The organism is Coprococcus sp. AM11-30B (assembly GCF_027674365.1).
In the GTDB taxonomy this organism is placed as follows: domain Bacteria; phylum Bacillota; class Clostridia; order Lachnospirales; family Lachnospiraceae; genus Allocoprococcus; species Allocoprococcus comes.
The window spans coordinates 105,943-118,283 of the sequence record NZ_JAQDVB010000008.1; the positions used below are offsets into that span (position 1 = coordinate 105,943).

General features: G+C 39.4%; 12 protein-coding genes. 9 read left to right on the forward strand and 3 right to left on the reverse strand.

The window, feature by feature from the left end; genetic code table 11:
- Positions 1-10: 10 nt before the first annotated feature.
- Genes PGU50_RS07100 through PGU50_RS07110 form a run of 3 tightly spaced genes read right to left on the reverse strand, consistent with a single transcriptional unit; the run spans position 11 to position 2,682 of the window.
- Complete coding sequence (locus PGU50_RS07100; RefSeq protein ID WP_117836131.1) at positions 11-604, reverse strand: helix-turn-helix domain-containing protein; 594 nt, start codon at positions 602-604, stop codon at positions 11-13.
- A 36-nt stretch (positions 605-640) separates the two neighbouring features.
- Complete coding sequence (locus PGU50_RS07105; RefSeq protein WP_195502201.1) at positions 641-1,804, reverse strand: MalY/PatB family protein; 1,164 nt, start codon at positions 1,802-1,804, stop codon at positions 641-643.
- A gap of 23 nt (positions 1,805-1,827) precedes the next feature.
- Entirely contained in the window at positions 1,828-2,682 is an 855-nt protein-coding gene (locus PGU50_RS07110; protein ID WP_243000077.1) for a M55 family metallopeptidase, read from the reverse strand.
- Between the two features lie 221 nt (positions 2,683-2,903).
- On the opposite strand from PGU50_RS07110, the gene PGU50_RS07115 reads away from it, so the two are divergent.
- The 9 genes from PGU50_RS07115 to cutA all read left to right on the forward strand — a co-directional run bounded on the left by PGU50_RS07115 (position 2,904) and on the right by cutA (position 12,235).
- Positions 2,904-4,640, forward strand: coding sequence for a peptide ABC transporter substrate-binding protein (locus tag PGU50_RS07115; protein WP_117824448.1), 1,737 nt, complete (start codon positions 2,904-2,906; stop codon positions 4,638-4,640).
- 68 nt (positions 4,641-4,708) lie between these two features.
- Positions 4,709-5,626, forward strand: a complete 918-nt coding sequence (locus PGU50_RS07120; RefSeq protein ID WP_117824449.1) for an ABC transporter permease — start codon at positions 4,709-4,711, stop codon at positions 5,624-5,626.
- A gap of 15 nt (positions 5,627-5,641) precedes the next feature.
- Entirely contained in the window at positions 5,642-6,979 is a 1,338-nt protein-coding gene (locus tag PGU50_RS07125; RefSeq protein ID WP_117824450.1) for an ABC transporter permease, read from the forward strand.
- A gap of 14 nt (positions 6,980-6,993) precedes the next feature.
- Entirely contained in the window at positions 6,994-8,025 is a 1,032-nt protein-coding gene (locus PGU50_RS07130) for an ABC transporter ATP-binding protein (RefSeq protein WP_117824451.1), read from the forward strand.
- On the forward strand, positions 8,015-8,992 hold the full coding sequence (locus PGU50_RS07135; protein WP_008373311.1) for an ABC transporter ATP-binding protein: 978 nt from the start codon (positions 8,015-8,017) through the stop codon (positions 8,990-8,992). Before PGU50_RS07130 ends, PGU50_RS07135 begins: the two co-directional genes overlap by 11 nt.
- Positions 8,993-9,018: 26 nt before the next feature.
- Entirely contained in the window at positions 9,019-10,200 is a 1,182-nt protein-coding gene (locus tag PGU50_RS07140; RefSeq protein ID WP_173825207.1) for a MalY/PatB family protein, read from the forward strand.
- A 15-nt stretch (positions 10,201-10,215) separates the two neighbouring features.
- Entirely contained in the window at positions 10,216-11,493 is a 1,278-nt protein-coding gene (locus tag PGU50_RS07145) for an L-cysteine desulfidase family protein (protein WP_173825209.1), read from the forward strand.
- Positions 11,494-11,688: 195 nt separating this feature from the next.
- Positions 11,689-11,862, forward strand: a complete 174-nt coding sequence (locus PGU50_RS07150; RefSeq protein ID WP_173690587.1) for a hypothetical protein — start codon at positions 11,689-11,691, stop codon at positions 11,860-11,862.
- A gap of 43 nt (positions 11,863-11,905) precedes the next feature.
- A complete protein-coding gene (gene cutA, locus PGU50_RS07155) occupies positions 11,906-12,235 on the forward strand; it encodes a divalent cation tolerance protein CutA (protein WP_270246530.1) in 330 nt (109 codons plus the stop codon).
- Positions 12,236-12,341 lie beyond the last annotated feature (106 nt).

The window sequence follows — 12,341 nt, forward strand, 5'->3', positions numbered from 1 at the left end:
CGTGTTTTCCTTAATAAACTAATTGTGAAAAGTAAACAATTATAGTCGCTTCTTCATCTGATGTATTCATGTAGTTATGTAAACAATTTTTAGGAATATAGAAACTGTCACCCTCGTGGATTACATAAGTACTGTTATCCATACGGAGTTCCAGTTCCCCTTTTAGGAGCAGGAGACTCTCGTCATAATTACCATGTGAAATCATCTGCTCAGTCACCCAGGTGTTAGGGTTTAATCTCACAATAAGTCCGGTCATTTGTGCTTCTTTTGAGTCCGGAAGTTTAGAAGGTGTAAAAATGGAGTAGGAAACATCGATTTCCGGGATTTTCATTGGAATTCGTTTTTCTTTTCTCACTAAATAAGTTTCTTTTGAATTATTTTTCTCTTCAGATGACTCAACAGAGAGTTCAGAGTCACCCATGATTAACCATACTTCTGAACAATCTAAGCAGGCTGCAATTTTTCTAAGTGCTACGAGTGAAGGAGATTTTAAATCTCTTTCAATTTGTGATATATGACCTATTGTGTATCCGGTAGCTTCAGCTACCTCTTTGAGCGTGAGTCCTCTTTTTTTTCGCATTTCGCGAATTCGGCTTCCATACATGGTCCCGCCCCTCCTTTCGCAATTCAAGTATAAAAACTAGCAGTTTTTGATTGCTTTTTCAATACGGGTAAGAGCTTCCTGAAGTTGCGCGCGTGGACAGCCAATGTTTAATCGCATATAAGTGCTGCACTGGGCACCGAAACGATATCCAGGATTCATTTTTACCTTTGCTTTTTCTAAGAAAAATTGATTTAACTCGTCATTTTCCAGATTAAGTTTTGAACAATCAAGCCACAGAAGATATGTTCCTTCAGGTGACCAGACGCTGATTTCCGGAATATTTTCTCTGATATATTCCACGGTGAAATCTCTGTTAGCTTCGAGATATTGAAGCATTTCTGTAAGCCATTCCTCGCCTTTTGTATATGCGGCAGTCAGCGCTGTCATACCGAAAACATTATCTCCTAGATCAAACGCATTATAGGTTGCGTCATACGCATTGTATAATTTCTTGTTCGGAATAACAACATAAGATTGACAAAGACCGGCAACATTAAAGGTTTTACTCGGTGCAAAAGCTGTGATTGTATGTTCCATAGCATAGTCCGATACAGATGCCATCGGAGTATGGTGTTTTCCGCCATATACGAAATCTGCATGGATCTCATCGGAAATAATATACAGCTCATGGCGTTCGGCGATTTTAGCAACTTCCAAAAGCTCTTCTTTTGTCCATACACGACCAGCCGGATTATGAGGATTACACATCATGATCGCTTTGCAGCGGTTGTCGATCTGTGCTTCCAGACGCTCGAAGTTAATGGAATAATATCCGTTTTTATCACAATCTAACTGATGATTAATGATAACACGTCCATTTTCTTCAATCGAAGAGTAGAATGGATGATAGACAGGTGTCATGATCACAATACGATCCCCAGGTGTTGTTAAGGATAAAAGACTCATAACAAGAGCAGGAACAACGCCTGGACTGAAGCCTAACCATTCACTCTGGATATTCCAGTGATAACGTCTTCCTACCCAGGATACGATGGCATCTTTTAATTCTTTGCTGTGATGAGTATATCCATAAACAGGATGATCTAAACGTTTCTGCATTGCTTCGCGAATTTCCGGAGCTGCTGCAAAATCCATGTCTGCTACCCACATCGGAACGACATCTTCCGGAACATTGTATTCCCATTTATTACAAGATGTGCCGCGTCTGTCGATGATTTCATCAAAATTATATTTTCCCATTTTCTTTTTCTCCTTCGAAATTTTTAGTTAGCTGTTCCTGCAAGACCGGTAATTGCAGAGATGCCACATTCTAATTCATGCATGTTATCGCATGTGATTTCTACTTCTGTACCGCTTAAGCGTTTCATGCGAGGAATTTGTGCAACAGTGTCGGCCATTGCTGTTGATTTAAATTCAAATCCCAGCTTGATCGGAGTCGCAACTTCGTATAAAGGAATTTTGCTTAAATCGGAATCAAGAACTTCTTTTACTGCAGAAATCGTATTTTCCCTGAGAACTTTTTGTGGTGGGAATTTTGCTGCATAGCGTGACAGAGCTTCTTTAGTTGTTACGAATTTTACCCATGGCATCATTTCTTTGTCTATAAGCTGTTTGCGAAGACCGGAATCACCGATGATAAGCCCTACCGGAACCTTATAAGAAGCAGCAAGTGCTGCGTTCGTTGTACTTTCGTTCATATAGGCTCCGTTAATCTTAAGGCTGGAAACAACTCTTCCGTAGAAGCTGTGATCCATATTGGCGAAATCTTCTCCCGGACCGGCATGATATCCGGCCAGAAATACAACATCGTAGGTTTCATCCAGGCAAGACATCATGTACTGTCTTCTTGGAGAACCGCTTACTAAGCTGATACGTTCATCCATCTGGCAAAGTTCATCATAAGAAAGGTTCGTTCCGCTTCCATGAGAATCAGAAATGGTGATTTCCCCGATTTCATCATTTCTGGAGGAAGCATGAATTCCTTCGATGATCCAGCGTACCTGATTGTGTAAAGCGCGGCGGAAGGAAGGAACCTCATCGCGTTCCTGAGATGGAGAAGTGATACCTGCCATTCCTTCCATGTCTACAGAAATGTAGATTTTTAGTGCTTTCTTCATAAGAAAATCCTCCTTTATGTAATTTATTTGTTTCCTTATAGAAAAACAAAACATACAGTTGTTAAAATATTATAAAACAATAAAAGAATTGTGTCAATATCTTGACATAATATACAAAAAGAATTATACTGTCAGTAATATTTATACTGTGAGTAAAAAACACAGAAAAAATCTTTTTCGTAAAACGAAACTCAAAAAAGGATGTAAAGGAGGAGAAATGTATGAAAAAGAAAAAATTAGCGTTGTTTTTAGCACTGACGATGGTTGTCGCTAGTTTTGCGGGGTGCGGTGGCAAAAAAGAAAAAGCTTCTGACAATGGATCAGCAAAACAGGAAGCAGAAACGGAAACTGAAGGATCAGAAGAGGGAAGATACCTTATGTGGAGATTGTATTCTGAACCAAAGCAGTGGGACCCAACGAACAACTCTGAATCTGTATCAGATGCGATTTGTAAGCAGTTGTTTGAAGGCCTCACCGTATCAACATCCGATGGCTTTAAACCGGGTATCGCGGAAAAATGGGATGTTTCAGAGGACGGAAAAACATATACATTCCATTTAAGAAAAGATGCGAAATGGTCAGACGGAAGTCCGGTGACAGCAAAAGACTTCGAATATTCCTGGAGAAGAATTTGTGATCCGGATTTTGCATCTGAAGCACTTCAGGCTATCACAGATTATGTTGTAGGTGCTACTGAATATTTTGAAGGAACAGGTGAGTATGATGATATCAAAGCAACAGCAATTGATGATTATACATTTGAAGTTGTTTTGAAGAATGCAACACCGTTCTTCCCGCAGTTAGTTGCCAATGACGTTTATCTTCCTATTAAAAAAGAAGCAGTGGAAGCAGCAGGTGAAGGATGGGAGAAGAAACCGGAATCAGCAATCAGTAACGGAGCATTCTACTTAGAAGAATATCAGGTTGGATCTCATTTATTACTGAAAAAGAATCCTTACTACTATGCAGCAGACGAAGTAAAACTTCCTGGTATCAAAGCAGTATTTATTACAGATGATAATACCGCATATCAGGCATATCAGGCAGGTGAGATCGATGTTATGGATCACCTTCCGGCAGAACAGATTCCACAGATTGTTGCTGAAGATCCATATGTAATTGTCAGTGCCGATACAGGAGCACAGTTCCTGAATTTCAACGTAGATAAAGCACCATTTGATAATGTTCATGTAAGAAAAGCAGTTGCCAAGGCAATCGACAGAAAGCAGATCACAGAACAGGTATTAAAAGATGGTTCTATCCCGGCAAGTAACTTTATCGCTCCGACATGTCAGAAAACAGATGGAACACATTTTCGTGAACTTGAAGCAGATGGATATCCGGCAGAAGAATATGGAATCGATCCGCGTCAGGCTAAGGTAGAAGATGCGCAGGCAGAACTTGCGGAAGCAGGTTATCCAAACGGAGAGGGCTTTCCGGAGGTGGAAATCACATATGCGAATACTGAAAAGAACAAGAGACTTTGTGAAGCAATTCAGCAGATGCTGGAAACAAATTTAAATATCAAAGTTAAACTCCGCGCAGAAGAATCAAGTGTATTCAGCTCTACAAAGAGTAAAGGTGATTATCAGATGGCTCCTGGTGGCTGGACAAATAACCCATACGATGCAAGTGGACTTATTAAACTTTTCTATTCTCAGAATGGTAATAATACATGCCAGTGGAGATGGAGAGAATACAAAGGCGCTCCGAACGATACAACATTAAATCCTGGTAACAAAGCATTTGATGAAGCATTTGATAAAGCAATGGCTTCATTAGGCGAAGAAAGAGATGCAGCCTGGGAAGAAGCGAATAAAGCACTTATGGATGATATGCCGATCACAGCACTTTATTATCCGTCATTTGTGGCTCTTGTAAATGAAGATCAGGTAGAAAACGTTGAACTTACATTGGGCAATTCATTTATGTTCAGCCATGCTGAAATCGTTGAGTAGTTGTTGACTTTAGGAAGACCGAAAAGTACCTTGCTTTTCGGTCTCCCTATTATTAGAGGAGAAGTAATATGCTGAGATATATAGCGAAAAGAGTACTTTCTGCGATTATTACGATCTGGTTCATTATGACACTGACATTTACATTAATGAATGCAATTCCAGGTGACCCATTTGCCAGCGAGAAAATGAACGATCCGGTAATTATTGCAAATATGAAAGCAAAATATGGTCTTGATAAACCGTTTATTGAACAATATGGAACATATATGCGGAACTATATGCATGGGGATTTTGGTATTTCCTTTATGAAAAAAGGAATCACAACCAATGATATTATTTCAGCAGGATTTCCATATTCTTTAGCAATCGGTATTTGGGCTTCGTTAGTTATTTTAGGTTTCGGAATATTTTTTGGTATTATTGCCGCATTGAGGCAAAATAAATTTGTAGATCGAGTCTTGATGGTGCTATCAACCCTAGGGGCGACAATCCCAAGCTTTGTATTTGCAACAGGATTCTTATATCTGTTCAGCAAGATTTTAGGATGGGTACCATCGTTTGGTGTGAATAGCTGGAAGGGATATATTGGACCGGTTATTGTCAGCGCATTATTCTCACTTGCGTATGTTGTACGACTGACAAGAACTTCCACATTAGATGTTTTGAATCAGGATTATATTCGTACAGCAAGGGCAAAGGGACTTCCTGAATGGAAGGTACTTGGAAAACATGCATTAAGAAATGCATTGCTTCCGGTTGTAACTTATATCGGACCAATGTTTGCTGCATTGATTACAGGATCTTTCGTAGTAGAAAAGGTATTTGGTATTCCTGGAATCGGAAACTTATTTACAAACAGTATCCTTAACCGAGACTATACATTGATTATGGGTATTACTGTATTTTTCTCAGTTATTCTTGTAATCTGCATTTTAGTAGTCGATATTCTGTATGTATTAATTGACCCACGTATTAAATATCAGTAAAACAGGTGAGAAAATATGAGCGAAAAAAATAACGTTATCTCTCCGGAATTATGGGCACCGTTGGAACAGGAAGAAAAAAATGCTGAGAAAATGGAAAGGCCTAGTCTTACTTTTTTACAAGACGGATGGAGAAGATTAAAATCCAATAAAATAGCGATCCTTTCTTTGATCGTAATTGCTTTGATTACAATCGGAGCTATTTTTATCCCAATGTTTTGGAAATATGATTATAAGACACAGAATCTGGAATTAGCGAATATTCCGGATGTAATGAAAGTATATCCGCTTGACAACGGAAAAAATATTTATGTAACACCACAGTATACAGTTGTTGTGGTTGACAAAAAAGGAAATCTTGAAGGACTTGCAGAAGTAAAGAATAAAGATGTCAATGGAAAGAAAAATTTCTTTACGGTCGGAAACAGTGAAATCTGTGTTGATTATAGTGGTTATTCAGATGCAAGTAAAGAGTATAAAAAATTAGAAAAGAAAGCAGCAAAAAAAGATTTAGATACAGTAGCGATCAAAGGAATTAAATATCTTGAAAACTATTATGCAGGAAGCGATGTGACAGAGGTTACAATTGAAGAAGCCAAAAGTATTTTGGAAAACAAGATAGAAAGAACAGTGATCACTTGTGATGGTGAGAAGCTCACAAAGCAGGAGAAGATAAAAAATAAAACTTATCTGCTTGGAACAGATGGTCTTGGGAGAGATTTGTTTATCCGTATTGTATATGGTGCACGTATTTCTCTTTTGGTTGGTCTGTTTGCGGCATTTATCAACTTTGTGGTTGGTGTATTCTACGGCGCGATTGCAGGTTACTGCGGTGGAACAGTTGATAATATCATGATGCGTATTATTGACGTTCTGGACTCCATTCCGATGACGCTGTATGTTATTTTGATCATGGTTGTAGTAGGACCTGGTATTTCTTCCATCATTATTGCATTAGGTTTGACATTCTGGGTTAAAATGGCCCGTATCGTCAGAGGGCAGGTTCTGACGCTGAAACAGCAGGAATTTGTTAAAGCTGCCATCGTAACAGGAGCAGATACAAAGAGAATTATTGTGAAACACCTAATCCCGAATATGATGGGACCTATCATGGTAAATATGGCAATGCAGATTCCAAGTGCAATTTTCAATGAAGCATTCCTGAGCTTCGTAGGTCTTGGTATTTCTGCACCGATGGCTTCCTGGGGTACTTTGTGTAATGACGCTTTAGCAGGAATTTATGTATATCCATATCAGATGGTATATCCGGCGATTGCCATTTCAGTTACAATCCTTACATTCAACTTATTAAGTGATGGTTTAAGAGATGCATTCGATCCAAAACAGCGTAAATAAGGAGGAAAAAGCAAATGAGTGAAAAATTATTAGATGTAAAAAATTTACATACCTCTTTCTTTACGCATTTAGGAGAGGTGCAGGCAATCCGTGATGTCAGTTTTGGATTAGACAAAGGTGAGATCATTGGTATTGTAGGTGAATCGGGCAGTGGGAAGAGTGTTACATCACTTTCTATTATGGGATTGCTTGCATATCCTGGAAGAGTAAAGAAAGGGGAGATTCTCTTTAACGGAGAAGATCTTTTGAAAAAGAAAAAAAGTGAGATGCGTAAGATTCAAGGGGATCACATTGCTATGATCTTCCAGGATCCGATGACATCTTTGAATCCATTATTTAAGATTGGTGATCAGATTACAGAAGCTATTCTGACACACCATAAAATTAAAAAGGAAGATGCAAAAAAACGTGCACTTGAAATGTTGAAACTGGTAGGTATTCCTTCACCGGAAAAAAGATTTCATTCCTACCCACATGAGTTTTCAGGCGGTATGAGACAGAGAGCAATGATTGCGATGGCACTTTCTTGTGAGCCAGAGCTTCTGATTGCGGATGAGCCGACAACGGCACTGGATGTTACCATTCAGGCCCAGGTACTGGCTCTTATGAAAGAATTAAATGAAAGACTTGGAACAGCTACTATTTTGATCACACATAACTTAGGATGTGCATCAAGTATCTGTGACAGAATCATCGTTATGTATGGCGGAAAAATTATGGAAGAAGGAACAACAGAAGAAATCTTCTATGAACCGCACCATCCATATACCATGGGACTTTTGAACTCTGTACCAAAAGTAACCGGAGAAGCATCAAAAGAAAGACTGGTTCCGATTCTTGGAACACCGCCGGATATGCTTCATCCACCGACAGGATGTCCGTTTTATCCGCGCTGCAAATATGCAATGAAAGTATGTGCATCTATGCCGGTGCCGGAACAGTATATCAGTGATACACATCGTGTAAGCTGTTTTATGTGCCATCCGCAGGCACCTCGGAATGAAGAGTATGAAAGTCAGAAAGGAGGAATCCGACATGCCAAATAATACACTTTTGGAAGTAAAAGACCTGAAAATGTATTTCGAGAATAAAAAAGGATTTTTAGGTAAAAAAATCGAGTATGTAAAAGCAGTGGACGGAGTTTCCTTCAAAATACAAAAGGGAGAAACAATCGGACTGGTAGGAGAGTCCGGATGTGGAAAATCTACAACCGGATATTCAATCATGCGTCTCTATAAACCGACAGCAGGAGAAATCATATTCGACGGGAAAGATATTGCACAGTTAAGTGCAGCTGAAGTATGGCCATACAGAAAAAGAATGCAGATGATCTTTCAGGATCCATATGCATCCCTGAATCCTCGTATGACGGTTTCAGATATTATCGGTGAGCCACTGGATATTTATCATCTTTATGAAGGTAAGGAAAGACAGGAACGCATCTATGAATTGTTGAATACAGTTGGTCTTGGAAAAGACCATGCCAGCCGTTATCCTCATGAATTTTCAGGTGGACAAAGGCAGCGTGTCGGGATTGCAAGAGCACTTGCGGTAAATCCGGATTTTGTAGTCTGCGATGAGCCTATTTCGGCACTTGATGTCAGTATTCAGGCACAGGTAGTAAATATGCTTGAAGATCTGCAGGCAAGTCTTGGACTTACTTATTTGTTTATTGCACATGATCTTTCTATGGTCAGACATATTTCCCAAAAAGTAGGTGTTATGTATCTTGGATCTCTGGTAGAATTTGCGGAGACAGAAGAATTGTACGAACAGACACTGCACCCATATACAAAAGCATTGATGTCAGCGGTTCCTGAACTTGATCCTGCGATCAGTAAAACTAAGAAACCGGTTATGCTGCAAGGGGATGTCCCAAGTCCGATTGATACACCGGTTGGATGTAAATTTGCATCCAGATGCCCATATGCTACCAAACGCTGTCATGAAGAAAGACCAATCTTCAGAAACGTTGGAAATGAACATTATGTAGCCTGTCATCTGGTAGAATAATGCATAATTAAAGAGGAAATGAAAATATGAAATACAATTTTGATGAGCCTGTTGACAGAAGCAAAAACCGTTCTGCAAAATATGATGAAAGGGTAAAGAATTTTGGGACAGATGATGTGATTCCGCTTTGGATTGCAGATATGGATTTCAAGACAGCGCAGCCTATTATTGATGCATGTAAAAAGAAAGCGGAAGAAGGAATCTGGGGTTATACATCCCGCCCAGATAGTTATTTTAAAGCGTATGCCGACTGGCAGTTAAGAAGAAACGGATGGGCACTTGATACAAACTTATGTAGCTGGTGTTTAGGTGTGGTTCCGGCTCTTGCAGCGATCATTAAGCTATTTACAAAGAAAGAAGAAAAGGTTTTAATTCAGCCACCGGTTTATCCGGAATTTTTCGAAATCACAGAAAATACAGGGAGAGAACTTGTACAAAATAACTTTCTTGAGCATGACGGGGTGTGGGAAGTAGATTTTGAAGATTTTGAAAAGCAGGTAAAAGATCCCGCAGTGAAACTCTTCATTTTATGTAATCCACATAATCCGCTTGGACGCGTATGGTCCCAAGATGAGCTGTCTAAAATGCTGACACTTTGCTTTGAAAATGATGTTCAGGTAGTTTCGGATGAAATTCATTCGGATCTCATATTTCATGGAAAAAAACATATTCCGGCAGCAATTGTTGTCCCAGAAGCAGCTGATAAGGTGATCACATGTATTTCCGTGACAAAAACATTTAACCTGGCAGGACTTCAGGCATCAACCACAGTATTCCCAAATCTGGAAATGAAGAAAAAGTTCGACGGATATTGGGGTGGAATGGATATACATAGAAACAATGCGTTTAGTTCTGTTGCAATGGAAGCAGCATTGAATGAGGGCGAAGAGTGGTTGGAACAACTCCTTGCGTATATTTCTGGAAATCTTGATTATATATGTGATTATTTTGAAAAAAAGATTCCTCTGATCAAAGCAAATATGCCGGATGCAACCTATCTTGTGTGGCTGGACTGCAGAGCACTGCATATGGATAATGAAGAATTAAAGGATTTTATGATTCATAAGGCAGGGCTTGGATTAAATGACGGTTCGTCTTTTACAAGGACAATGAACGGGTTTATGCGGTTGAATGCAGCCTGTCCGAGATCTGTTCTAGAGAAAGCATTGAAGCAATTAGAGGATGCGGTTAATAGTCTGAATAATTGATTGGAGGAAAAAGAAATGCATGAATTAACACAATTAATTAAAGAGGATATGCGTCCGGCTCTTGGGGTAACAGAGCCGGGAGCGATCGCGTATGCGGTTTCAAAGGCAAAATCTTATGTTCCGGGAGAACTGGAACAGGTTACGCTTTTACTAAATAGTGGAATGTATAAAAATGCATATACATGTGGTATTCCGAACAGTCATTTTTACGGAAATGAATACGCAGCAGCTTTAGGGGCGGTAGCAGGAAAACCGGAAAAAGAGCTGGAGAGCCTTGCTAATGTAACAGAAGCCGACAATGTGGCAGCAGAGCAATTGGTAAAAGACGGAAAAATCGTTGTGAAAATGAGCGAGATTACGAGTCGTATTTTTATCGAAGCCCGCGTAAAGACAACAGGCGGAGAGGCTATGGTTCGGATCCGCGATGCTCATACGAATATTGTTCGCATTGAGGCAAATGGAGAGGTGGTTCTGGAGAAGAAAGAAGCTTCCGAAGAATGTGCTCATGAAGAGAAACCACTGATCCATAATTATACACTAAAACAGATTTACGAATATGCAAAAGAAGTTCCGGCAGAGGAAATTGAATTTATCAAGGCTGCCTATGATATGAACTATGCCTTGTTCGAAGAAGGGATTCAGAATCCAAGAACGACATATGCACGTTATCTGCTTGAGAAAAATGGTGGAAAGATTATTTCTGATAATGAGTTAAATACAGCATCCTTACTTTGTAATGCAGCAATTGAGGCGCGGGTAATCGGTCTTGACAGACCTGCTATGAGTATCACCGGTTCTGGTGCCCATGGAATCATTGCAACCATGCCACTTTACGGTGTTTGCAAGATCCGGGGCTTAAGTGATGAAACCTTATATCGTGCGACCGCATTAAGTTATCTTATCTGTATGTATATCAAAGAGTATTCCGGAAAACTTTCTGCTTTTTGCGGCTGTGGTATTGCGGCCGGCACCGGAATGGCCTGTGCATTGGTTTTCCTTCATGGAGGTGATGAGCATGCAATGGCGAGAACGATCAACAACATGTCCAGCAGTATTACCGGTATGATCTGTCATGGCGGAAATAAGGGCTGTACGATGAAAGGTGTTGTGGCAGTGAACGCTGCATTCCAATCGGCAGACTTTGCGATGCATGATATTTTTATTGATGATATTCATGGAATCAATGGTTTTACACCGGAAGATACGATGCGGCATATGGGAGAAATCGCTTCGCCAGGCATGATTGGAACTGAGAAGACAATCGTGGATATTCTGCAGGAAAAAGGAGAATAGAAGATAGAAAAAGAAAAAGTCTTTGAATTGATTTAAAACATCAGTTCGAAGGCTTTTTTGTGTAAAAAAGAAAACAGATACATATTTCACTGTGCAAAACATTGTTTAGTAAAATTGTAAATTGTATAACATGTCGGAAAAAAGTTTCGTTTTCAAAGAGTATTGCAATGAAATGCACAAAATGATAAGCTTGGAATGTACAAAACGAGTTTACTAAAGACTTTAGATAAAGCAGGTATGAAAAATCGACTTGTTAGTTTGATTTTGCAAAAGAATAATCAGGAAAAAGAAAGATACATAGAGGTCGCTGAAAGAATAGCACGTGAGAAGGATTATGGTCTTGTTATTGGATATGAAAAAGAATGGTAGTATATTATAGAATTGTATAGTAATAGAAAGGAGCAATCAAACCATGGATTTCAAATACTGCAAACTGGAAATTTTCATTCCGGAAACGCACTTGCCTGCATTACAAAGAGCTCTGCAGGAAGTAGATGCAGGACATATCGGTAACTACGATTCCTGTATGTCATCGAGCGAGGTAACCGGGTATTGGCGTCCGCTTGAAGGATGTAATCCGTATATAGGAAACACAGGTGAGATCAGTAAAGAGCCTGAAGTGAAAGTGGAGGTAACAGTGTTTACCGAAGCGATTGACAAGACAATTGAAGCAGTCAAAAAGGTTCATCCGTATGAAGAACCGGTGATCAATGCGATTCCGATTTTGCGGACTTCATTCTAAGTTTTTGTTTTAACAATATTGTCAATAAGGTAACGAAAAAGTTGCATAAAGAAAAACAATTTAAATTAAATAACAGCCCTGTTTATGATATGAAAAATTGTAGAAA